20 protein-coding genes and 1 riboswitch are annotated in these 22218 nt (G+C 64.0%); of the genes, 15 read left to right on the top strand and 5 right to left on the bottom strand.

What is annotated here, in order from left to right:
• Window positions 1-29: 29 nt before the first annotated feature.
• Complete coding sequence (locus EJV47_RS01020; protein ID WP_126691279.1) at window positions 30-2492, top strand: S9 family peptidase; 2463 nt, start codon at window positions 30-32, stop codon at window positions 2490-2492.
• Window positions 2493-2582: 90 nt separating this feature from the next.
• Here EJV47_RS01020 and EJV47_RS01015 read toward each other — a convergent pair whose 3' ends face one another.
• Window positions 2583-3416 (bottom strand): phosphatase PAP2 family protein, encoded by an 834-nt coding sequence (locus EJV47_RS01015; RefSeq protein ID WP_126691278.1) that lies wholly within the window; start codon window positions 3414-3416, stop codon window positions 2583-2585.
• A 120-nt stretch (window positions 3417-3536) separates the two neighbouring features.
• On the opposite strand from EJV47_RS01015, the gene EJV47_RS01010 reads away from it, so the two are divergent.
• On the top strand, window positions 3537-4268 hold the full coding sequence (locus EJV47_RS01010; protein WP_126691277.1) for an SDR family NAD(P)-dependent oxidoreductase: 732 nt from the start codon (window positions 3537-3539) through the stop codon (window positions 4266-4268).
• A 239-nt stretch (window positions 4269-4507) separates the two neighbouring features.
• On the top strand, window positions 4508-5773 hold the full coding sequence (gene metK / locus EJV47_RS01005) for a methionine adenosyltransferase (RefSeq protein ID WP_126691276.1): 1266 nt from the start codon (window positions 4508-4510) through the stop codon (window positions 5771-5773).
• 106 nt (window positions 5774-5879) lie between these two features.
• Here metK and hpf read toward each other — a convergent pair whose 3' ends face one another.
• From hpf to EJV47_RS00985, 4 genes are all read right to left on the bottom strand, one after another.
• Window positions 5880-6179: a ribosome hibernation-promoting factor, HPF/YfiA family gene (gene hpf / locus EJV47_RS01000; protein ID WP_126691275.1), complete on the bottom strand. Its 300-nt coding sequence runs from the start codon at window positions 6177-6179 to the stop codon at window positions 5880-5882.
• A gap of 36 nt (window positions 6180-6215) precedes the next feature.
• Window positions 6216-7103: a tyrosine-type recombinase/integrase gene (locus tag EJV47_RS00995; protein WP_126691274.1), complete on the bottom strand. Its 888-nt coding sequence runs from the start codon at window positions 7101-7103 to the stop codon at window positions 6216-6218.
• 164 nt (window positions 7104-7267) lie between these two features.
• Window positions 7268-7459, bottom strand: coding sequence for a 30S ribosomal protein S21 (gene rpsU, locus EJV47_RS00990; protein ID WP_126691273.1), 192 nt, complete (start codon window positions 7457-7459; stop codon window positions 7268-7270).
• 209 nt (window positions 7460-7668) lie between these two features.
• Window positions 7669-8808 carry an acyl-CoA dehydrogenase gene (locus EJV47_RS00985; protein WP_126691272.1) on the bottom strand — a complete coding sequence of 380 codons (1140 nt, stop codon included), beginning with the start codon at window positions 8806-8808 and terminating at the stop codon, window positions 7669-7671.
• Between the two features lie 336 nt (window positions 8809-9144).
• Here EJV47_RS00985 and EJV47_RS00980 point away from each other — a divergent pair, with 336 nt between their 5' ends.
• From EJV47_RS00980 to EJV47_RS00925, 12 genes are all read left to right on the top strand, one after another.
• Window positions 9145-9948 carry a polysaccharide biosynthesis/export family protein gene (locus EJV47_RS00980; RefSeq protein ID WP_165903564.1) on the top strand — a complete coding sequence of 268 codons (804 nt, stop codon included), beginning with the start codon at window positions 9145-9147 and terminating at the stop codon, window positions 9946-9948.
• 44 nt (window positions 9949-9992) lie between these two features.
• On the top strand, window positions 9993-12491 hold the full coding sequence (locus tag EJV47_RS00975) for a GumC family protein (RefSeq protein WP_126691270.1): 2499 nt from the start codon (window positions 9993-9995) through the stop codon (window positions 12489-12491).
• A gap of 12 nt (window positions 12492-12503) precedes the next feature.
• Window positions 12504-13262 (top strand): tyrosine-protein phosphatase, encoded by a 759-nt coding sequence (locus EJV47_RS00970; RefSeq protein WP_126691269.1) that lies wholly within the window; start codon window positions 12504-12506, stop codon window positions 13260-13262.
• A 99-nt stretch (window positions 13263-13361) separates the two neighbouring features.
• The gene (locus tag EJV47_RS00965; RefSeq protein WP_126691268.1) at window positions 13362-14372 is read left to right on the top strand and encodes an NAD-dependent epimerase/dehydratase family protein; all 1011 of its coding nucleotides are present in this window, start codon (window positions 13362-13364) and stop codon (window positions 14370-14372) included.
• Window positions 14373-14463: 91 nt separating this feature from the next.
• Complete coding sequence (locus tag EJV47_RS00960; RefSeq protein WP_126691267.1) at window positions 14464-15861, top strand: tetratricopeptide repeat protein; 1398 nt, start codon at window positions 14464-14466, stop codon at window positions 15859-15861.
• A 141-nt stretch (window positions 15862-16002) separates the two neighbouring features.
• Window positions 16003-16836 carry a phosphosulfolactate synthase gene (locus tag EJV47_RS00955; RefSeq protein ID WP_126691266.1) on the top strand — a complete coding sequence of 278 codons (834 nt, stop codon included), beginning with the start codon at window positions 16003-16005 and terminating at the stop codon, window positions 16834-16836.
• Window positions 16837-16941: 105 nt separating this feature from the next.
• Window positions 16942-17733: a T9SS type A sorting domain-containing protein gene (locus EJV47_RS00950; RefSeq protein WP_126691265.1), complete on the top strand. Its 792-nt coding sequence runs from the start codon at window positions 16942-16944 to the stop codon at window positions 17731-17733.
• A gap of 115 nt (window positions 17734-17848) precedes the next feature.
• Complete coding sequence (locus EJV47_RS00945; RefSeq protein WP_165903563.1) at window positions 17849-18067, top strand: hypothetical protein; 219 nt, start codon at window positions 17849-17851, stop codon at window positions 18065-18067.
• 52 nt (window positions 18068-18119) lie between these two features.
• On the top strand, window positions 18120-18695 hold the full coding sequence (locus EJV47_RS00940; protein WP_126691263.1) for a GNAT family N-acetyltransferase: 576 nt from the start codon (window positions 18120-18122) through the stop codon (window positions 18693-18695).
• Window positions 18696-18698: 3 nt separating this feature from the next.
• Window positions 18699-19619, top strand: coding sequence for an alpha/beta hydrolase (locus tag EJV47_RS00935; protein ID WP_126691262.1), 921 nt, complete (start codon window positions 18699-18701; stop codon window positions 19617-19619).
• A gap of 240 nt (window positions 19620-19859) precedes the next feature.
• Window positions 19860-21245, top strand: coding sequence for a PQQ-dependent sugar dehydrogenase (locus EJV47_RS00930; protein WP_126691261.1), 1386 nt, complete (start codon window positions 19860-19862; stop codon window positions 21243-21245).
• 175 nt (window positions 21246-21420) lie between these two features.
• Window positions 21421-21568, top strand: a riboswitch (cobalamin riboswitch).
• 154 nt (window positions 21569-21722) lie between these two features.
• Complete coding sequence (locus tag EJV47_RS00925) at window positions 21723-22109, top strand: acyl-CoA thioesterase (protein ID WP_126691260.1); 387 nt, start codon at window positions 21723-21725, stop codon at window positions 22107-22109.
• The last annotated feature ends 109 nt before the right edge of the window (window positions 22110-22218 follow it).

The raw sequence follows: 22218 nt of genomic DNA, 5'->3' as shown, positions 1-22218 counted from the left end.
GATTTGGCGCCCGGCTGATAACTTGCTGCATGCGTTTTTCCTCCGCTCTTTCCCTGCTTGCCACCGGGCTGCTACCGGTCCTTGCCGGCGCGCAGACGCCCGCCAGTCCCAGCGCCCTGGCCCCGCTCACCGTCGATAAAATCATGCGCGACCCGGCCCAGTGGCTCGGGGGGCTGCCCTCGGCTCCGTACTGGAGCGAGGACGGCAAGCGCATTTACTTCCAGTGGAACCCCGACCGGGCCCGCCGCGACTCGCTCTACGAAACCACGCCCGCCGGCGCGGCCCCGCGCAAAATCAGCCTGGCCGAGCAGCGCCAGCTGCCCAGCCCCCGCGGCGAGTACGACGAGGCCCGCACCCGCAAGGTGTACGAAAAGGACGGCGACATTTACCTGCTCGACCTCAAATCGGGCCGCACGCGGCGGGTGACCAACACGGCCGAGCGCGAAACCGAGCCAGCTTTTGCCTTGCAGGAAAAGCTCATCAGCTACAGCCGCGCGGGCAACCTCTTCACCTGGGACCCGGCCACCGGCGAAACCACCCAGCGCACCGACTTCCGGCGCGGCCAGGCCCCGGCCGGCCCCTCCAGCGACAAGTCGGAGAAGTACCTGCGCGAGCAGCAGCTGGCCCTGTTCCAGGTAATCCGGGAGCGGCAGCAGGATAGGCTGGCCCGGGAGCGGCAGCAGAAAGCACTGGCCCGGCTGCGCCCCAAGGCCATTTACCTGGGCACCCAGACCGTCGAGAACCTGCAGCTCAGCCCCGATGGCCGCTACGTGACCTACTCGCTGGTGCAGAGCCCGGCGGCCGACAAGGTGGCCATCGTGCCCGCCTTCGTCACGGCCTCGGGCTTCACGGAGGATCTGAACACCCGCAACAAGGTGGGTGCCCCGCAGACGGCCTACGAGCTGGGCATCTACGACATAGCCCGCGACACTACCTTCAAGCTGGGCTACCAGGAGCTGAAAGGCCTCGACGAGCAGCCGGCCTACCGCAAGGACTACCCGCTCAAAGCCAAAGCCCCCGTGCCGGCCGCCGACGCCAAGCCAGCCAAGGACAAGCCCGCCACTGAGCTGCGCCGCGTCATTCCTTACGGCCCGTTCTGGAACCGCTCGGGCGAGCGGGCCTTCCTCGTCATCCGCTCGACCGACAACAAGGACCGGTGGATTGTGAGCCTGGACCCGACCACGCAGAAAATCAGCCTGCTCGACCGGCAGCGCGACGAGGCCTGGATCAACGGCCCGGGCATCGGCTACGAGGCCGGCAACGTGGGCTGGCTGCCCGACGGCCGACGCATCTGGTTTCAGAGCGAGGAAACCGGCTACTCCCACCTCTACACCGTGGACGTGACGAGCGGGCAGAAAAAGGCTCTGACCAGCGGCAACTTCGAGGTGCAGCAGGCCCGGCTGTCGAAGGACAAGAAAACCTGGTTTCTGACGGCCAATAAAACTCACCCCGGCGAGCAGCACTTCTACCGCATGCCGGTGGAGGGCGGCGCCCTGACCCAGCTGACCTCCCGCCCCGGCGCCCACGAGGTGACGGTGTCGCCCGACGAGAAGACGCTGCTGGTGCGCTACAGCTACGCCAACAAGCCCTGGGAGCTGTTCGTGCTGGACAACAAGCCCGGCGCCAAGTACCGGCAGCTCACGCACTCGACCACTAAGGAATTTGAAAGCTACCCCTGGCGCGACCCGGAGGTGGTGACCTTCAAGGCCCAGGACGGTGCCTCGGTGTACGCCCGCCTCTACCGCCCGCAGCAGCCCGACCCCACGCGGCCGGCCGTCATCTTCGTGCACGGCGCGGGCTATTTGCAGAACGCGCACAAGTGGTGGAGCCAGTACTTCCGCGAGTACATGTTCCACAACCTGCTCGTCGACCGCGGCTATACGGTGCTCGACGTGGACTACCGTGGCTCGGCCGGCTACGGCCGCGACTGGCGCACCGGCATCTACCGCTACATGGGCGGCAAGGACCTGCAGGACCAGGTCGACGGGGCTAAAATGCTGGTGGAGAAGTATGGCGTCGACCCGCAGCGCATCGGCATCTACGGCGGCTCCTACGGCGGCTTTATCACGCTGATGGCCATGTTCACCCAGCCCGAGGTGTTCCGGGCCGGCGGCGCCCTGCGCAGCGTGACGGACTGGGCCCACTACAACCACGGATACACCGACAACATCCTCAACGAGCCCTACAACGACTCCATTGCCTACGCCCGCTCCTCGCCCATCAATTACGCCGCGGGCCTGAAGGGCGCCCTGCTCATGTGCCACGGCATGGTCGATACCAACGTGCACTTCCAGGACATTGTGCGCCTCACCCAGCGCCTGATCGAGCTGAAAAAGGAGAACTGGGAGCTGGCCGTGTACCCGGTGGAAGACCACGGCTTCGTGGAGCCTTCATCCTGGACCGACGAGTACAAGCGCATCCTGAAGCTGTTCGAGACAAACCTGCGCGGGCAAAGCGCGGCTCCGGGCGGCAGCAGTAGCACAGGCCGCTGATACTCCTCCAGCCCTAGCAATACCGCCTGGCGCGGCCTGGCGCTTCTGAAGCACCAAGCCACGTCGGGCGGGCGGCGGTGCGGGCAGCGGCTACAGCTGCTTGGTCAGCCGTACACCGCTGTAGCTGAAGCCATTCACGTTCAGGCCCTGCAGCGGCGTCACCGACATCCCGTTGCGCCCGGCCGTCTTGTGCAGCTGCGGCACCAGAATGCCCGAGGCCGCGCCTACGGCGTAGCCCAGCAGGTTGTCCGAGAGAAAGTGCTTGCCGGCCTCCATGCGGTTGTAAGCCACGGCAGCCGGAATGATGGCCGCCGCCGTCCACACGTAAGGCTGCGCGCGCGAATCGGGGTTGAAGTCGTGGAATACTTTGGCGGCGAAGAAAGTGGCCGTGGCCGTGTGGGCGGTGTGGCCGGCAAAGAAGGAGTTGGTGGCAATGCGGCTGCCGCGCTTGTTAGCCGGGCCTTCGGTGCCGTACAGGTAAGGCCGGTAGCGGTACACATTGCCGGCCGACAAAGTGAAAGCCGCATCCGAAAACGCCAGCGCCTGCACGTACATGCCCAGCACCTGTCCGTAGCGGCCGCGCACGTTGTCGTTCAGGGCCAGCAGGCCGGGCGCAATGACCAGCGTCGGGTAGCACAGAATGTCGCTGGCCAGCTGCGCGTTGTCGCTGTACTTGCCCGCCACCCATCGGTCGAACTTCGGAATGTCGTTTTTGTCCAGGGCCGCCTGCTCGGCCGGGCTCAGGCCGTTCTTCTGCTGAATCAGGTACAGCCCCGTGGCCGCCCCGGCGCCGAAGGCCACGGTAATCGGAAAATCAACGACGAAGCGGGTGCGGTAGGGCGAGGGCGCCTGCTGGGCCGTAGCTGCCTGGGGAGCCGTGGTGAGCAGGGTGCCGGCCAGGGCCAGGGTGGAGAGGTATTTCATCGGGGTAAGGGTCGGGCTGATTCAAACGCGGCGGCCGGGCTTTGGGTTGGTGTTACCGTCGAGGTTGGCTGCCACCGCCCGGTTTGCGTAGAAGCCGACCGGGCCATGCTCCCTCTGCTTATGCGTTTTCAAGACAAAATCTGCCTGGTGACGGGCGGTACTTCGGGTATCGGGCGGGCTACCTGCCTGCAGCTGGCCGCCGAGGGCGCCACGGTGGTGGTGCTGGGGCGCGACGCGGCGGAAGGCCGGGAAGTGGTGCAGCACATCAAAAAAGCTGGTGGCCGGGCCCGCTTCCTGCGCTGCGACCTGGCCCGGCCCGGCTCCATCAGGGCCGCCATCGGGCAGCTGCACCGGCGCGAGGGCCGCCTCGACGTGCTCGTCAGCAACGCCGCCCTGATGACCTTCGAGCCCATTGTGGAGCTGCGCATGGCCCAGTGGGACGCGCTGATGCAGGTGAACCTCCGCTCCCTGTTTCAGCTCTGCCACGGCCTGCTGCCGCTCATGCCCGCCGGCAGCGCCATCGTCTGCGTCAGCTCGGTGCACGCCCACGAAACCACCGCCCGCGTGGTGCCCTACGCTACCAGCAAGGGCGCCACCGAGGCCTTTGTGCGCGGCCTGAGCCGGGAGCTGGACCCGCGCCAGTGCCGCATCAACGCCGTGGCGCCCGGGGCCGTGAACACGCCCATGCTCTGGGACAACCCCAACGTGAAAAGCGGGGCCGAAAAAATCGAAGGGCCGGTCGGGGAGCCCGAGGACATTGCCGCCGCCATTTGCTTTCTGGCCGCGCCCGAAGCCCGCTTTATCCACGGCACCACGCTGGTGGTCGACGGCGGGCGGCTGGAGCAGCTCTAGCGCAGCCCTTTCCGGGTAGCTGGGTAGATTATCGAGGAGTTATATTTGTGAATATTAATTTATTACAAAAGACAGGTTAAAGCGTCCGGCGCAGTTTGGGCGGCGGGCTGGGTAGCGGCGCTTAAGAATTCGGTCGTTTAGCAATTCCAAAATTGTAGCTTTGTGCTTCATCCTCTGTCGCTCTGCCGGGGTGTCCGGGGATGTTGGGTTTCCGTGAAAACCGGCACTAATTCAGCACAATGCCCTATTTGTTTACTTCCGAGTCCGTATCGGAAGGCCACCCCGACAAAGTCGCCGACCAGATTTCCGACGCCATTCTCGACGAGTATCTGCGGCAGGACCCCGCGGCCAAAGTGGCCTGCGAAACCCTGGTGACGACCGATTTTGCCATGGTCGCCGGTGAAATCAAATCCACGGCCCACGTTGAGCCCGAACCCATTATTCGTGAGGTGATTCGGCGCATCGGTTACAACAAGCCCGAGTACCTGTTCAACGCCGACACCTGCGAGGTGATGAACCGCCTGCACGAGCAGTCGGCCGACATCAATCAGGGCGTGGAGCGCGCCAAGCCCGAGGAGCAGGGCGCCGGCGACCAGGGCATGATGTTCGGCTACGCCACCCGCGAAACCGAGAACTACATGCCCCTGGCCCTCGACCTGTCGCACCGCCTGCTGCAGGAGCTGGCCAACATCCGGCGCGAAGGCAAGGAAATGACTTACCTGCGCCCCGACGCCAAAAGCCAGGTAACCATCCGCTACTCCGACGACAACACGCCCGAGGCCATCGAAACCATTGTCGTCAGCACCCAGCACGACGACTTCGACCAGGACGAGCGGGTAATGCTGGCCCGCATCAAGGAGGACATCATCAACATCCTGATTCCGCGCGTGAAGGCCCAGCTCGGCGCCGACGTGCAGCAGCTGTTCACCTCGGACATCAAGTACCACATCAACCCCACCGGCAAGTTCGTTATCGGTGGCCCCCACGGCGACTCCGGCCTCACCGGCCGCAAAATCATCGTGGACACCTACGGCGGCAAAGGCGCCCACGGCGGTGGTGCTTTCTCGGGCAAAGACTCCTCGAAAGTGGACCGCTCGGCGGCCTACGCCGCCCGCCACATTGCCAAGAACCTGGTGGCCGCCGGCGTGGCCGATCAGGCCCTGGTGCAGGTAGCCTACGCCATCGGCGTGGCCGAGCCGGTAGGCGTGTTCGTGACCACCTACGGTACCACCAATGTGAGCAACGGCAACGGGCAGAAGCTCACCGACGGGCAGATTGCCGAGAAGGTGCAGAGCCTGTTCGATCTGCGCCCCTACGCCATTGTGCGGCGCCTAGGCCTGCAAAACCCCATCTTCGCCGAGTCGGCCGCCTACGGGCACATGGGCCGGCAGCCCGGCCAGAAGGAAGTGAAAGGCGCCGACGGCTCGACCCGCACGGTGGAAACCTTTACCTGGGAAAAGCTCGACTACGTCGACCAGATCAAGCAGGCTTTCGGCCTGAACTAAGCCAACGGTGGTATCCGGCCCCAGAGCCGGGGCCCCGCTGCAAAACCAAGGGCGCCCGTTCCAGCTGGAACGGGCGCCCTTGGTTTTACAAGTCAGCCGGCAAGCCTCAGTGGGCTACCTGCTTTTCCTTGTGGCGGATGAGCTGTTTTTTAAGCTGCTCGGCCGCCGCGTCGGCCGCGGCTTCGAAGCTGTTCGAGTCTTCCTGGCTGAAGAGCGTGGCGCCCGGCACGAAGATCTTGACTTCTACGGTTTTATTGTGAATGCCGTCGTTGTTGTTCAGGCGCATGATTACTTCGCCTTCCACAATGCGGTCATAAAAGGTTTCCAGCTTATCAAGACGCTTCTGGATGAAGTCGAGCAACTTTTGATCGGCGGTGAAGTGCACCGATTGCATCTGTACTTTCATCGGGTGTGGGGTTTGGAGTAAAGAAAAAAAGGAACCTCAGGCCTTCGGGTGGGCCTTTTCAAATACTGCTTTCAGCTTGTCGATGCTCAGGTGCGTGTACACCTGAGTAGCCGCCAGATTCGCGTGGCCCAGCAATTCCTTGATGGCGTTCAAATCGGCGCCCTTGCCCAGCAGGTGCGTGGCGAAGGAGTGGCGCAGCACGTGGGGGTGCTGCTGCCCGGGCGCCGAGGTAATCTGCCCCAGGTAATGCTTGACGGTGCGGTACACCAGCTGCGGATAAAGCGGCTTTCCTTTGTCCGTAACGAGCAGGGGCGCCGCGGCGTTGCCGGCCGCGCCGAACTCCTTGGCTTTCCGCTGCATATAGTTGTCGAGCACGCCGATGAGCGAGGGGTTCAGCGGCACGATGCGCTGCTTGTTGCCCTTGCCCGTCACGCGCACGGTGCGGCCGGCCAGGCTCACGTCCTGCTGCCCGATGCCAATCAGCTCCGAAAGGCGGATGCCCGTGCCGTACAGCATTTCCAGCACCAGCTGGTCGCGCACCCCGGCAAAGTCGTCGGTAAACTCAAAGGAGTCGAGCAGGTGGTTCAGCGGCTCCTCGGGCACGAAGTCGGGCAGCTTCTTGCTGGTCTTGGGCGCGGTGATGCGCAGCATGGGGTTGCGCGCGACGACGCCCGTGTGCAGCAGAAACTTATAGTAGGAGCGCAGGCAGGCAATCTTGCGGTTTACAGTGCGCGGGTCGCGCTGCTGCTCCATCAAGGTCACTATCCAGGAGCGGATAAGCGTATGGTCGGCCTCGGCGGGGTCTGGCAGCTCGTAGGTAGCCAGCAGGTAGTCCGCAAATTGCCGCAGATCCGTCTCGTAGGAGAGGATGGTGTGCGGGGAATAGCGGCGCTCGAAGCGCAGGTAGTCGATGAAAGCGTCCATGCCGGGAAAGCCGCGGCCGCGGCGGGTGGACGGACAATGTAGGAAACCCAACCGATAATCAAAACATAAAAAACGACCAGCCAGCCCACGCAAAATGGGCTGGCTGGTCGTGAAATTGGGTAGCAAGCTGAGCCTAAGCCCGCTCGCCTAGTAGCCGGGCAGAATTAGTCCTGCTGGCCGTACATCGCCTGCTTGTAGGCAGCCTTGATCTTCTGCTTGCGCTTCGTAACCGAAGGCTTCTGGAAGAACGTGCGGCGGCGCAGCTCTTTCAGCACGCCCGTGCGCTCGAATTTCTTTTTGAAACGTTTCAGCGCGCGGTCAACCGACTCGTTTTCCTTGATTTGGACGATGAGCATAAAAAAGAAAGCGTGGAGTTTCTGAGTTTGAGGGCCGCAAAGATAACCAGAGTTTTTGACGAATGCACGGGTCGGCCCCAAATTTTTAACCGCTGATTGGCACTGATTGAGCTGATTACACTGATTTCAGGCGCCGGACCGGCTAGCGGCCAACGTTCCGAGCCAATACCCAAAATCAGCGGAATCACGAAAATCAGTGCCAATCAGCATTACTTCAGGATGGTTCGGGCAATAACCAGCTTCTGAATTTCCGAGGTGCCCTCGCCGATGGTGCACAGCTTGGAGTCGCGGTAGAACTTCTCGGCCGGGTAGTCCTTGGTGTAGCCGTAGCCGCCAAAAATCTGCACGGCCTCGTTCGAGACGCGTACGCACACTTCCGAGGCGTAGAGCTTGGCCATGGCCGACTCGCGGTTCACGTTCTGGCCCTGGTCCTTCATATCGGCGGCGCGGTAGGTCAGCAGCGAGGCAGCCTCGATTTCGGTGGCCATGTCGGCCAGCTTGAAGCTGATACCCTGGAAGTTGCTGATGGGCTGGTTGAACTGGTGCCGCTCCTTGGAGTACTGCAGCGCCGCTTCAAAAGCGCCCTGGGCAATGCCCAGGCTCAGGGCCGCAATGCTGATGCGGCCGCCGTCGAGCACCTTCAGGGCCTGCACAAACCCGTCGCCCACCTTGCCGATGACGTTTTCGACGGGCACGCGGCAGTCGGTGAAAATCATTTCGGTGGTTTCGGAGGCGCGCATGCCCAGCTTGTCCTCCTTGCGGCCGCCCTCGAAGCCCGGCGTGCCGCGCTCCACGATAAAGGCCGTCATGCCGTGCGAGTCGCCGACTTCGCCGGTGCGGGCAATAACCACGGCCACGTGGCCCGATTTGCCGTGGGTGATAAAGTTCTTGGCCCCGTTCAGCACGTAATGGTCGCCGTCGAGGACGGCGGTGGTGCGCATGTTGCCCGCGTCGGAGCCGGTGTTGGGCTCGGTCAGGCCCCAGGCGCCGATCCACTCGCCCGAGGCCAGCCGGGGCAGGTACTTGGCTTTCTGTTCCTCGGAGGCGTGCTGCAGGATGTGGCCGGTGCACAGCGAGTTGTGCGCCGCCATCGAGAGGCCGATGCTGGGGTCAATCTTCGACAGCTCGGCAATGGCCGTGACGTACTCGACGTAGCCGAAGCCCGAGCCGCCGTACTCGGTGGGTACCAGCACGCCCATCAGGCCCAGCTCGCCCAGCTGATGAAACACCTCGGCCGGGAAGTGCTGGGTATCGTCCCACTCGCGCATATTGGGCTTGATGTGGGCGGCGCCGAAGTCGCGCACCATTTGGGCAATCATTGTCTGGTTTTCGGTGGCTACCAGTTCCATGGCAAAAAGGGGTTGGTGGGAATGATGGGGTCGGGAAAGGCGGGAAAACAAACGCTCGTTTGGGTCCGGCTAAGGTACGGATTTTACTGACTGCCAACCAGCGGCCGGAAGCAGTCAATTTTGAAAGAGGCCACAGATTGAGTTACTTTGGAGGTTTTTAGAGGTTCCACCATCACTGAACCGGGTATTGCCAAGCCCCGTTCGTTCACTTTTTCGGCTCATTCGGCCTGCATGCTCCCATCTGCTTACCGTTGTTTTCGTCAGCTCTGGCTGTTGTGCTTACCGCTGCTGTTGTTACTGGCTTCGTGCTCTGAAAAGGTTTACCAGCAGCGGGTTATGTTCAGGACCGGCGACGACGGGCAGCTGGACACCACCAAGGTGCGCCGCGCCGTAAACCGCGCCACCCGGAACTATACCATCCAAGCCAATGATTTACTGTCGGTGCGGGTATACACCAACAGCGGCGAACGAATTATTGACCCCAACGGCGAGTTGCGCTTTGGTAGTCCGGCCGGGCAGTTGCCGACGGCGCCGAGCGGCAGCCGCACGCTGAGCAACGTCGGTGGCACTGCGCCGGCGGCCAGCTCGGGCGGCAACGAGTCGGAGTTCCTGGTGCAGACCGACGGTTACGTGCGCCTGCCGATGGTGGACCGGGTGTACGTGCGCGGGCTGACGCTGCAGCAGACCGACAGCCTGCTGCAGGGGCGCTACAGCACTTTTTACAAGGGCGTGTTTGTCACCACCCGCGTTACCAACAACCGCGTGGTGGTGCTTGGCTCGCCGGGTGGCAAAATCGTGCCGCTGGTCAATGACAACATGAACCTGCTGGAGGTGCTGGCTGCGGCCGGGGGCGTGGATGGCGCCGCCGGGGGAGCGGGCACGCTGTACCGCTCGGGCGGCAAGGTGTCGAACGTGCGCATCATCCGGGGCGATTTGAAAAACCCGCAGGTGGAGCAGGTGGACCTGACCACCATTGCCGGGATGCGGCGGGGCAACCTGCAGATGGAGCCCAACGACATCGTCTACATTGAACCGGTGCGCCGGCCGTTCTACGATGCACTGAACGACGCCGCCCCGCTGCTCTCGCTCACGGGCATCCTTATTGGCGCCGCGTCGCTGCTGGTGACCATCCTGCGCTAAGACCGCCCCGTCGCTTCTTTCCTTGCATCGAATCCTTGATATAAATGGCCGTTAACGAAAACGCCGAGCTGGAAGAACTAATCCGAAATGCCACCGGCGGCAGCGGCGCAGCGGCGCCGACGGCATCAGCCCCTGAAGCGGAAGAAGCCGGCAGCGGGCTGGATTTACCCCTGCTGTTATCGGTAACGCGCCGGAGCCTGCCCTGGATGCTGCTGCTGCTGCTGCTGGGACTGGCCGCCAGCTGGACGTACCTGCGCTACACCAAGCCGGTATACCAGTCGAGCTCCACCATCAAGATTGACGAAAAGCGGCAGGACGCCGAGCTGAACCTGCCCGGCCTGGTGGCCAACCCGCAGCAGAACGTGAATAAGCTGGCTGGGGAAGTAGAACTCATCAAGTCCGACCTGATTTACTCCCGCCTGCGCGACTCGCTGCCGCTCGACGTGAACTACTACGCCGAGGGTACCGTGCTGGAAACGGAGCTGTACGGCAACTCCCCCTTCAGGGTGGAATACACCGTGCGGGAGCCCATTCAGTTCAACAAAAAGTTCAGCGTGCGCCTGCTGGAAGGGAAGCGGTTCCGCCTTTCCTACCTGATGGGCCAGCAGGAAATCGACGGGGAGTACCAGCTGGAGCAGCCCGTAACCACGCCCGGATTCAACCTGCGCCTAGTGCCCACCAAGTACTTCAGCGGGCAACTGGCCGATGCAACCTACTATTTCACCATCAACGACGCCGCCGCCATCAACGGCTACCTGAGCGCCAACCTGACCGTCAGCGTCATCAACCCGGAGGCCAGCACCATCGGCATTTCCTTTAGCGACAACACGCCGCAGAAGGCCCAGGCCATCGTCAACAAGATTGACTCGGTGTACCTGAACGTGAAGCTGGACCGCAGCTCGCAGGCCACGCAGCAGACCCTGGCCTTCTTGCAGGGCCAGCTGCTGGACAACCGGGCCAAGCTGCAGGACGCGGAAAAGGCCCTGGAAGAGTTTGTGCGGCAAAGCAAGACCTACGACGCCAAAGCCGACGTGGGCACCCTGACCACCCAGCTTTCAGATTTGCGCAAGGAGCGCGAAACCCTGCAGCGCAAAGCCTCGCTGCTCACGCAGGTGAGCCGTCTGGTGCAGCAGGAGCGCATCACCAGCCGCGACGACGAAACCGTGGAGCAGAGCATTCCGGGGCTGGCCCTGCTGGAAGACCCGCAGCTCACGCAGCTGATGAGCGTGCTCAACGAGCAGCAGCGCGACATGCGCAAGATTCTGGAGTCGTACCAGCCCAACGCGACGGCGGCGGTGCGCATCCGCGAAGACCAGCTGCGCCGCACCCGCGACGGGGTGCAGAAGCTGCTGCAGCAGAACGCGGAGCTGGTGCGCCAGGAAATTGCCGCCCTGGACCGCCGCAGCGCCGAGTTTAACAGCGAATTGCTGGCTCTGCCCGGCAAGGAAACCGAGCTGGCCCGCCTGCGCCGGCCGGTGGAGCTGTACGAGAAGACCTACCTGATGTTGATGGACAAGATGGTCGAGTTCAACATCAAAAAGGCCGGTACCACGCCGGACTTCCAGATTCTGTCGCCGGCCAGCCTGCCGGCCGCCCCGATTTTTCCGGTAAAGCTGATGGTGTACGCCATCGGGCTGGCCGTGGGCGCGGTGCTGGGCCTGGGCCTGGTGGCCGGCCGCTACCTGCTGCACAACACCGTCACCAACATCCGGGAGCTGGAGCGCAACTCCACCGCCCCGGTGCTGGGCGTGGTACCGTCGTACGACAAGGAAAAGCTGGCCGTGTCGAAGCTGATTGTGGACAAGAACCCCAAATCGGCTATTTCGGAGGCTATCCGCTCCATCCGCACCAACCTGGAGTTTGTGGCCAATTCCAAGCAGAAGCGCCTGATTTCCATTACCTCGACCATTTCGGGGGAAGGCAAAACCTTCGTGGCGGTAAACCTCGGCGGCATCATTGCCTTGTCGGACCAGCGCGTTATCATCATCGACCTGGACATGCGCAAGCCGAAGGTGAACCTGGCCTTCGACGCGGAGAATACCAAGGGCGTCAGCACCATCCTCATCGACCGGCACACGGTGCAGGAGTGCATTCAGCGCACCAACATTCCGACGCTGGACTTTATTTCGGCCGGCCCGACCCCGCCCAACCCTTCGGAGCTGATTCTGCACCCGCAGTTCGATAAGATGCTGGAGGAGCTCAAGCAGCAGTACGACGTTATCATCATCGACACGCCGCCCGTGGGCCTGGTAACCGACGGGGTGCTGATTATGCGCAAGGTGGACGTGCCGATTTACATCGTGCGCGCCGGCTACTCCAAGAAGGCCTTCCTCAAGAACATCAGCAAGCTGGTGAAGGGCGGCGGCTTCAACAAGCTGACCACCATCCTCAACGACGCCCAGGCCAGCGGCATGTACGGCTACAGCTACGGCTACGGGTATGGCTACGGCTACGGCTACGGGTATGGCACGGGCTACGGCTACTACGAGGAAGCTCCGGCGCCCAAAGGCCTGCTGGCCCGCTTGCGCCGCCGCTTTTCGTAAGTTGGCCTCCTGATGGCATCCTTCCTCCAACGACTGTTCGGGCGCAGTGAGCCCGTGGCCGCGGCTTCGCTGGCCCCACTGCGCACCGATATGCACTCCCACCTGCTGCCCGGTCTCGACGACGGGGCCGAGACGCTGGAGCACTCCGTGGCCCTGCTGCGCACCATGCACGAGCTGGGCTACCGCAAGCTCATCATGACGCCCCACATCATGGGCGACTTTTACCGCAACACGCCCGAAGGCGTGCGCGGGGCGCTGGCGCAGGTGCAGCAGGCCGCGGCCGAAGCGGGCCTGCACGAATTGGAGCTGGACTGCGCCGCCGAGTACTACCTCGACGAATTCTTCGTGCGGCGGCTGGAAACGGGGGAGGAGCTGCTCAGCTTCGGCGGCGAGAAGAAATACGTGCTGTTCGAGACGTCCTACATCAACGAGCCGTTCAACCTGCAGGAAGTGGTATTCGGGCTGCGCTCGGCCGGCTACACGCCGGTGCTGGCCCACCCGGAGCGGTACACCTACCTCTACGGCCGCTTCGCCGAGCTGGAAAAGGTCCGGGAAAACGGCGCCCTGCTGCAGGTCAACCTGAATTCCCTGGTGGGCTACTACTCCGGCGGGGCCAAGCGCGTGGCCGAAAAGCTCATCGACGGCGGCCTGGTGGACTTTGCCGGCACCGACGCCCACAACCTAAAGCACACCAACTCCCTGCAGCGCGTGCTGCAGAGCGAGTACCTGCCCAAGCTGCTGCGCCTGCCGCTGCGGAACGGGGAACTGTAAATTGTTGAATGGCTGGATGGTTAAATGGTTGGTCGTTCTGTCGTCAGAACAATTAGCCATTTAACCATCCGGCCATTTAACCCTCTAACCATCTCACCCATGATCTTCGTCACCGGCGGCAGCGGCCTGATTGGCTCTTACCTGATTCCGGCGCTGCTGGGCCGGGGCTTGGCCGTGCGCGGGCTGTACCGCGGCGCGGTGCCGCGCCACGTGCCCGGGGCCGACCGCGTGGAGTGGGTCGAGGGCGAGCTGCGCGACTCGGGCGTGCTGCGCGAGGCTTTGGCGGGCGTGACGCACGTATTTCACTGCGCCGGGCTGGTATCGTACGCCCCGCAGGACGCCGAACTGCTGCGCCGGACCAACGTGGAGGGCACCGCCGCCGTGGTGGATGCCTGCCTGGAGCGGCCAGGCGTGCGGCTCTGCCACGTGTCGTCGGTGGCGGCGCTGGGTGGGCTGCCCGAAACGGCGACCGGGCCCGAGCTGGACGAGAAGGCCAAATGGGACCTGGGCGCGGCCCACGGGCACTACGCCACCAGCAAGTACCTGAGCGAGACCGAAGTGTGGCGCGGCGTGGCCGAAGGGCTGTCGGCCGTCATCGTCAACCCCTCGGTGGTGCTGGGCGCCACCGACTGGACGCGCAGCAGCACCCGGCTATTCCGCTACGCCTTCGACGAGCATTCGTTTTACACGCCGGGAAGCGTTAATTTTGTAGATGTGCGGGACGTGGTCGAGGCCATGCTGCGGCTGACTTTGGAGCTTGAAGTAACGGGCGAAAGGTTTATCTTAAGTGCCGGCGCCCTGCCGCTCGTTGAGTTTTTCCGCCAGGCGGCGGCCTGCTTCGGCAAAAAGCCGCCCACCGTGCAAGTACCGGACTGGGCGGCCGAAGTCATCTGGCGGGCCGAACACCTGCGCAGCCTGGCTACCGGCTCCCGGCCGCTCATCACCAAGGATACCGCCCGCGCCGGGCGGCGGCCGGTGGTGTACCAGGCGGCGAAGGTGCAGCGGGCAACCGGCCTGCAGTTCCGCCCGGTGGAGGAAACCATCCGCTGGGCCTGCGCCGGGCTGACGGCGCCGAACTCGCAGCCCGCGGGCGGAGTTGTACTACCGTAAGGGTACAGCTGCCGGCCGCCGCGGTGCGTACACGAACCAAGTAGACGGGCCGGGCTAGCCGCCGGCGCGTCCGATTGCTGATTACATGAGAATGAACGAAGAGTCTGAGGAACGGGATGAGGTGTTGGCCACCGTGCAGCGCTTTGAGCGCATGCTGGCCGACGGTGAACCGATGTTTTTTGATCTGGGCGATTTTGAAAGCATCATCGACCACTATACCCAATCCACCCAATTCGATAAAGCCCTACAAGCCTGCGAGGCCGCGGTAGCCCAGTATCCCTTCAGCACCGAGCTGCTCATCGACCGGGCGCAGGTGCTGGCCATGCGCGGGCAGTACCAGGAGGCCCTGGTGCAGATTGACGAGGTAGCCGGCCGCGACCCGGACAACGCCGACGTGGCCGTCACGCGCGGCATCATTGCCACCCAGCAGGGCGACTTCCCGGCCGCCGTGGGCTACTTCCAGCAAGGGGCCGAGCGCGCCCCCGACCGCGACGACATTTACTTCAACCTCGGCCTGGCCTACCAGCAGTGGCAGAAGTTTAAGAGCGCGGCCCGGAGCTACAAGCAGAGCCTGAAGCTCAACCCCGACAACGACGCGGCCGTGCAGGAGCTGCTGTACTGCCTAGAAGTGTCGGGCCGGCTGGAGACGAACCTGGAGTTTTTCCGCCGCTTCACCGACGAGGACCCGTACTCGGCCATTGCCTGGTACAACCTCGGGCAGGCCTACTACAAGGCCGCGCAGTACGGCAACGCCGCCCAGGCCTTCGACTACGCCATCCTCATCGACGGGAAGTTCTACGAGGCGCATGCCTACCTGGCCAGCTGCTTCGTGAGCATGGAGGAGTACCAGCGGGCCATCGACGAGTTTCAGCTGAGCTACCCCGAAGGTGAGCCGACGGCCGAGGCCCTGTGCAACATCGGGGAGTGCTACGAGAAGCTGCGCCAGTGGGACCAGTCGCGGCGGCACTACCAGAAGGCCCTGGACTTGGACCCGGAAATGGACGAGGCCTGGTTTGGCATCGGCGTGATTCTGGACGCGCAGGAGCACTGGTTTCAGGCCCTGCACTACTACCGCAAGGCCGTGGGCCTGTACGCCGAAAGCGGGGAGTACTGGATTGCGCTGGCCGGGGCCGAGTACCAGGTCGGCAACGTAGTCAGCGCCCTGGAAGCCTACGAGAAGGCCACCGAAGTGCAGCCCGAAATGCCCGAAGGCTGGATCAACTGGAGCGCCATCCTCTACGAGCAGGGCAACTACGACGGGGCCATCGACCTGATGAAGACGGCCAGTGAGCTGCTGCCCGAGGATGCTGACCTGCTCTACCGCCTGTGCGCCTACCAGCTGGCCGCCGGCCGCTACCGCCAGGCCTACGACGTACTCGAAAATGCCTTACTTTTGGACTTCGACAAGCACCGCCTGCTCTTCGAGTTCTTTCCGGAACTGGAGCAGCAGCGCGCCCTCACCCGCCTGATCGAGCAATACCGGAAGTAAATGGCTAACTGGCTGAACTGTTAAACGGTTGATACAAAAGAGTGGCTGTCGGCACGAAGCGCCCGACGGCCACTCTTTTTTATGTCGTAGCCACTGCAATCAGCCATTCGACCATTTGACCATTTGACCATCCCAAACAAGATGCACTACAACCTCACGCAACTCCCCGAGCGTACCCAGAAACCCCGCGAGCAAGGCTTTACCATGGTCATGGACAAAGGCCTGAGCGTGCGCGAAGTGGAGGATTTCCTCGAAAACGGCGCCGTTTACACCGACATCGTGAAGCTGGGCTGGGCTACCTCCTTCGTCACCACGTCGTTGCAGCGTAAGCTCGATATCTACAAGGAGGCGGGCATCCCGGTGTACTTCGGCGGCACGTTGTTCGAGGCCTTTATCATCCGCGGGCAGTTCGACGACTACCGCCGCCTGCTCGACAAGTACGGCATGGAATACGCCGAGGTATCGGACGGCTCCATCGAGCTGGACCATGAGCGGAAGCTGGAGTTTATCCGCCAGCTGTCGGGGCAGGTGAAGGTGCTGTCGGAAGTGGGCTCCAAGGACGCGGAGAAGATCATCCCGCCCTACAAGTGGATTGCCCAGATGAAATCGGAGCTGGAAGCCGGGGCCATTAAGGTTATCGGCGAGGCCCGGGAAGGCGGCAACGTGGGTTTGTTCCGCAGCACCGGCGAAGTGCGCTCGGGTCTGGTCGAGGAAATTCTGACCCAGGTGCCCTCGGAGCGCATCATCTGGGAAGCCCCGCAAAAGGCCCAGCAGGTGTGGTTTATCAAGCTGCTCGGCGCCAACGTGAACCTGGGCAACATCGCCCCGAACGAAATCATCTCGCTGGAAACCATCCGCCTGGGCCTGCGCGGCGACACGTTCTCCCACTTCCTCGACATGGACGCGGTGGACCCGATGTTCAAGCCCGTGGAGAAGCCCGGCAACAAGCCCGGCACCTCGATGCCGCGGGGGTAATGCCCGCTTAGCGCTGACTCAGACAAGCTCTGACCACCACGGTCAGGGCTTGTTTGATTTCCTGCCCCGGCCTACCTTCAGGACCAACCTTCGCTGAGCTGCCGTATGCGCCACTATTTACTGTACGTTGCATTGTTGAGCGCGCCCGGCCTAGCCGCTGCTCAGACGGTGCAGCCCGCCGGTGCGCCTACTACGCCAGTGGGCTGGACATCCCCTATTTCGGCCAGCAACTCGTTCTCGACCGCCCACCCGTTGGATTTGAACGGCGACGGGACGCTTGACGTGGCGTTTGCCAACGTCTACAACGCCCCGACGGGGGGCGGCTCGGCCACCCTACGCTCGTTTAGCCTTGCCACACTGCACCTGAATGTGGAAGTGGCGGCCGATTCGGCGGAATTCGACAGCGCCAAACGGTTTCAGGCCGGGCAACTCATTCGCCACGGTATTCGCTGGGGAGGTAGCAGCTACCTCGATTACGAAGTGACCGGCAACGGTGGTACCGGCGGCCGGGGCTTCTTCCGCGACGGTGTGCCGGGCTTCGTGGTGGCCCGCATGGCGGTAGGCGGTACCTGGCAGTACTGGTGGATTTTCGTCGAGTCGCGCAGCAACGGCAACCGCCGCGTGGGCTACTACGGCGTGTCGGCGGGGCTTCCCCTGCGCACGATGGCATCGGCCCACCTGCCCGGGCTGCAGGCGTACCCGAACCCAACGGCCTCGGGCTGGCGCGTGCAGACCACCTACCGCGGGCCCTACCAGCTCTTCGACGCCACCGGGCGCGTGGTGGCCGTCGGCCACATAAGCGGGCCGGAAACGGTGCTGCCCGCCAATAGCTTAAAATCGGGGCTCTACCGCCTGCAACTGGGCCAGAGCGGTGGATTAGCCCTGCGGAAAGAGTAACATCAGCCCGGCACTCGCGCCCAGCCACTGGGCATGCGGCGGATTTGTAGCCGCGGCCCCACTCGACTACTGCCATGCCCCACCGCCATTACCCCACTTACCCGCCTATGGCAACGTGCTGCTGCTGAGCTGCATGGATCGGCGCCTGCTCGACGACATCGTGCACTTCATGGAGCACGACAACCTCACCAACCGCTACGACCAGTTTAAGCACGCCCGGCAGCTGGCCGATAAAATTCGGGCCTGGAGCTGGCAGAGCGGCCACGCGCTGCAGGTGCGCTGCTTTCTGATGGATTTGCGCGGCGGCGTGGAGCTGCTGGAAACGGCTGGCTAGCTTCCGGCCACGCCCGCCGCTTACCTTGCCGCTGCTTTAGCCCCCGCCCGTCATGCTCAATTTTCAGCTGCTGCCCTTCCCCGAGCTGCGCACCCCGCGCCTGCTGCTGCGCCGCATCGTGGCCGCCGATGCGCCGGCCCTGTTTGCCCTGCGCACCGATGCGCAGGTGCTGACCTACCTCGACCGGGACCCCGAAACCGCGCTGTCCGAAATCGAGGCCTTCATTGGCCGGCTCGACGAGGCGCTGACCACCAACTCCGGTATCAACTGGGCGGTGACTCGGGTGGGGGAGGAGGCGCAGCTGGTGGGCACCTGCGGCCTGTGGCGCCTGATACCCGAGCACCACCGCGCCGAAATCGGCTACATGCTGCTCCCCTCGGCCTGGGGCGCGGGGCTGATGGCCGAGGCCGTGGAAGCCGTGTGCCGCTACGGCTTCGAGCAGCTCCATCTGCACAGCATCGAGGCCAACGTGAACCCGCACAACGCGGCCTCTATCCGGCTGCTGGAGCGCCTGGGCTTCGTGCGGGAGGCGTATTTCCGGGAGAATTACTACTGCCGCGGGCAGTTTCTGGATTCGGCCATCTATTCGCTGCTGGCTTCCGGTTTGCCCGCCAGCGGCCCGCGCTAGCCGATGACCACTCCCCGCCTTTTCCGCCGCGGCTGGCCGCTGGGCTTGCTGCTTGGCCTGGTCGCCTTCCGGGCCGACGACAACCCGCGCGACCCGGGCCGGGTGGAGCACCTGGCCGATTTTCCGTCGCAGAACGTGAAGCCCCGGCACGTGGACGTGTGGCTGCCGCCGGGCTACCCGCAGCCCCGGCGCAAGTACGCCGTGCTGTACCTGCACGACGGGCAGAACCTGTTTCACCCGGCCACGAGCTACGGCGGCGTGGCCTGGGAAGTCGACAGCACCCTGGCCCGGCTGGGCCACCAGGGTCTGATTCGCGACGTTATTGTGGTGGGCGTGTGGAACACCGAGCGGCGCTTTGCCGAGTACTGCCCAACCAAGCCTTACCGGATACTAAGCCCCGTCCGGAAGGCGCAGCTAACCCAGCAAAACCTGCTGCCCGGGCCGCCGCTGGGCGCGGAGTACCTGCGCTTCCTCACGACCGAGCTGAAGCCCTACGTCGACCAGCACTACCAGACCGACCAGCGGCGCGAGGCCACCTTCGTGGGCGGCAGCAGCATGGGCGGGCTGATTTCGCTGTACGCCGCGGTGGAATACCCGCAGGTATTTGGCGGGGCCGCCTGCCTTTCCACGCACTGGCCGCTGAGCCTGCAGGACAACACGCCGGACTTCACCACGGCCTACCTGCGCTACCTCGACGCCCACCTGACTCCCCAGGTGCCGCGCCCGCGCCTGTACTTCGACTACGGCACCGCCACGCTCGACGCGCGCTACGAAGTGCACCAGCGCCGCGTCGACAGCCTGCTGCGGGCCAAGGGCTACACCGAACGCAACTGGCTGACGCGCAAGTACGAGGGCGCGGCCCACACCGAAGCCGCCTGGAAAAAGCGCTTCGACGTGCCGGCGCGCTTCCTGCTGGGCGGCTGAGGCCACGAGCTGTAGCGCGGGCTGCAGCCCGCGCCTGCCTGGTCGAGATGCGCTGGTGCTACCACGCGGACGCGGGCTGAACCGACAGGAAGACGAAGTCAAGCCCGCGCTACAAGCCGCGGCCTCCTGGCGGCTGGGTAGCGACCGGGACGAGGCCGCCGCTACCCTGGCGCAAAGGCCACTCAGGCAACCGCGGCCGCCGCTCGGCAGTAAGAGGCTGGACACCTCTGCCTCTGCTCCATGAAACAACTGCCGCTCTACGCATCGGCCGCGGCCTGGCTGCTGCTGACTGCCTGCAACCAAGACGCTAAAACCGGAACCCAGACCCCCGACGCCGCCGCTTCGGCCGATACCACCGCCACCGCCGCGGCTGCCACCGGCGGTACACTGCCCGTGGATTTGCCCCCGCCCAACGCCACCAAATCGGTGACCAAGCGCGTGGACATCATCGACTGGCCCGCCGACAAGACGCCCACGGCCCCGGCCGGCTTCACCGTGACCAAGTACGCCGACGGCTTTGAAGGGCCGCGCTGGCTCTACATCCTGCCCAACGGCGACGTGCTGGTGGCTGAGGCCAGCACCATCGGCACCACCACCAAGAAGAAAATTGCCGGCGCGCTGAACCTGGATAAGTCCCGCTCCCTGCGCGACGAAAGTGCCAACCGCATTACCCTGCTGCGCGACGCCGACAAGGATGGGCGCCCCGAAGTGCGGGAAACGTTTCTGACCGCCGCCAACGGGCTGAGCCAGCCCTTCGGCATGCTGCTCATTGGCAACAACTTCTACGTGGCCAACACCGACGGCGTGCTGCGCTTTCCGTACCAGCCGGGGCAGACCAAGCTCAGCGGCCAGGGCCAGAAAATCCTGACCCTGCCCAAGGGCGGCTACAACAACCACTGGACCCGCAACCTGCTGGCCGCCGCCGACGGCTCCAAGATTTACGTGTCGGTGGGTTCGGGCTCCAACGTGCAGGAGCACGGGGCCGAGAATGAAATCCGCCGGGCCAATATTCTGGAAATCAACCCCGACGGTTCGGGCGAGAAAATTTACGCCGCCGGCCTGCGCAACCCCGTGGGCATGGACTGGAACCCCCAGACCAAGCAGCTCTGGACGGCCGTGAACGAGCGCGACGAGCTGGGCGACGAGCTGGTGCCCGACTACCTGACCAGCGTGCAGCCGGGCGGCTTCTACGGCTGGCCCTACGCCTACTTCGGCCAGAACGAGGACCCGCGCCGCAAGGGTGAACGACCCGACCTGGTGCAGAAAACTCTGGTGCCCGAGGTGCCGCTGGGCTCCCACACCGCCTCGCTCGGGCTGGCTTTCTACGACGCCAAGGCCTTTCCGGCCAAGTACCAGGGCGGCGCCTTCATCGGCCAGCACGGCTCCTGGAACCGCTCCCAGTTTTCGGGCTACCGGGTGGTATTTGTGCCCTTCAAAGGCGGCAAGCCCAGCGGCCCGCCCGAGGACTTCCTGAGCGGCTTCCTGGCCGGCGGCGACAAGGCCCACGGCCGCCCCGTGGGCACCTTCGTGGCCCCCGACGGCGCCCTGCTCGTCACCGACGACGCGGCCAACACAATCTGGCGCGTGGCCGCCGGGGGCGGCGGCACGGCCGCGGGCAGCAAGTAGGAACCATCAGAACGTCGTGCAGAGGCGCAGCCGAAGCATCTCGCGTGCTGACGTCAGCTAGTTTTCTTTTCGTCTAACGAGAAAGTTACTATCTGGCTAAATACGCGGGCTGCTTCGGCTGCGCCTCTGCACGACGGCCTTTTTTGGTGCTAACTTGCGGGCCGTTCTTTGCCATCCACCATTACCGTAGTGAGGTTTCGGGCCGCCCCGGCGGACCCGGATTGAAAAGGAACCGTGTGCAATTCACGGGCTGACGCGCAACTGTAAGTAACCCCGCCGGCTGGGGCTACAAGCCAGATACTTGCCTGACTACGACGTGACGCACGCTTTCGCGCCCTGAAGCCGCCGTCGGACCCCCTCAGGGAACTGCCGTGCCCGCCCGCTAGCCGGGCCGGGGTGGGCGCTGCCCGTTGGGGCCGGAGGCCGGGAGGGGAGCGAAGCCGCGGGCGGGGCCTCACCTTTCTTCCCTTTGCTGCCATGTCGGATTTAGCCCAGCGCATTGCCCACGCCGAGACGCGCCTGTTCAAGGCCGTGTTTCCCAACACCACCAACCACTACGACACCCTGTTCGGGGGCACGGCCATGCAGCTCATGGACGAGGTGGCCTTTATTGCCGCCACCCGCTTCAGCCGCAAGCGCATGGTTACCGTGTCGTCGGACCGCATCAATTTCCGCATTCCCATCCCGGCCGGCACCATCGTGGAGCTGATTGGCCGGATTTCGCGCATCGGCACCAAGAGCCTGGACGTGACGGTGGACATTCACATCGAGGAAATGTATTCCGACGTGCGCCTCGACGCCGTGTCGGGCACCTTTACCTTCGTGGCCATCGACGAGCACAAGGTGCCCATCAGCGTGCTGTAAGAACGGTCGTGCGGGGCGCGGCTGGGGCAGAATGCTGACGAACAACTACTCCAGCTGCTGCGCTTGGCCCGGCACGACCGTGCGCCGTCAAAACGGCTTCCTTTACTTT

It is taken from the genome of Hymenobacter gummosus (assembly GCF_003970915.1).
Lineage (GTDB): Bacteria > Bacteroidota > Bacteroidia > Cytophagales > Hymenobacteraceae > Solirubrum > Solirubrum gummosum.
The sequence above is the reverse complement of the archived record's forward strand: the minus strand, read 5'-3'. Positions and strand labels throughout refer to the sequence as shown.

Excerpts from the sequence above, each read along its gene's own strand:
- EJV47_RS01015 (WP_126691278.1), bottom strand. The coding sequence starts at position 3,416 with ATGAAATACCTCTCCACCCTGGCCCTGGCCGGCACCCTGCTCACCACG.
- metK (WP_126691276.1), top strand. The coding sequence starts at position 4,508 with ATGCCCTATTTGTTTACTTCCGAGTCCGTATCGGAAGGCCACCCCGAC.
- EJV47_RS00930 (WP_126691261.1), top strand. The coding sequence starts at position 19,860 with ATGAAACAACTGCCGCTCTACGCATCGGCCGCGGCCTGGCTGCTGCTG.
- rpsU (WP_126691273.1), bottom strand. The coding sequence starts at position 7,459 with ATGCTCATCGTCCAAATCAAGGAAAACGAGTCGGTTGACCGCGCGCTG.
- EJV47_RS00975 (WP_126691270.1), top strand. The coding sequence starts at position 9,993 with ATGGCCGTTAACGAAAACGCCGAGCTGGAAGAACTAATCCGAAATGCC.
- EJV47_RS00925 (WP_126691260.1), top strand. The coding sequence starts at position 21,723 with ATGTCGGATTTAGCCCAGCGCATTGCCCACGCCGAGACGCGCCTGTTC.
- EJV47_RS00940 (WP_126691263.1), top strand. The coding sequence starts at position 18,120 with ATGCTCAATTTTCAGCTGCTGCCCTTCCCCGAGCTGCGCACCCCGCGC.
- EJV47_RS01010 (WP_126691277.1), top strand. The coding sequence starts at position 3,537 with ATGCGTTTTCAAGACAAAATCTGCCTGGTGACGGGCGGTACTTCGGGT.
- EJV47_RS00955 (WP_126691266.1), top strand. The coding sequence starts at position 16,003 with ATGCACTACAACCTCACGCAACTCCCCGAGCGTACCCAGAAACCCCGC.
- EJV47_RS00970 (WP_126691269.1), top strand. The coding sequence starts at position 12,504 with ATGGCATCCTTCCTCCAACGACTGTTCGGGCGCAGTGAGCCCGTGGCC.
- hpf (WP_126691275.1), bottom strand. The coding sequence starts at position 6,179 with ATGAAAGTACAGATGCAATCGGTGCACTTCACCGCCGATCAAAAGTTG.
- EJV47_RS00980 (WP_165903564.1), top strand. The coding sequence starts at position 9,145 with ATGTTCAGGACCGGCGACGACGGGCAGCTGGACACCACCAAGGTGCGC.
- EJV47_RS00985 (WP_126691272.1), bottom strand. The coding sequence starts at position 8,808 with ATGGAACTGGTAGCCACCGAAAACCAGACAATGATTGCCCAAATGGTG.
- EJV47_RS00935 (WP_126691262.1), top strand. The coding sequence starts at position 18,699 with ATGACCACTCCCCGCCTTTTCCGCCGCGGCTGGCCGCTGGGCTTGCTG.
- EJV47_RS01020 (WP_126691279.1), top strand. The coding sequence starts at position 30 with ATGCGTTTTTCCTCCGCTCTTTCCCTGCTTGCCACCGGGCTGCTACCG.
- EJV47_RS00995 (WP_126691274.1), bottom strand. The coding sequence starts at position 7,103 with ATGGACGCTTTCATCGACTACCTGCGCTTCGAGCGCCGCTATTCCCCG.
- EJV47_RS00950 (WP_126691265.1), top strand. The coding sequence starts at position 16,942 with ATGCGCCACTATTTACTGTACGTTGCATTGTTGAGCGCGCCCGGCCTA.
- EJV47_RS00960 (WP_126691267.1), top strand. The coding sequence starts at position 14,464 with ATGAACGAAGAGTCTGAGGAACGGGATGAGGTGTTGGCCACCGTGCAG.
- EJV47_RS00965 (WP_126691268.1), top strand. The coding sequence starts at position 13,362 with ATGATCTTCGTCACCGGCGGCAGCGGCCTGATTGGCTCTTACCTGATT.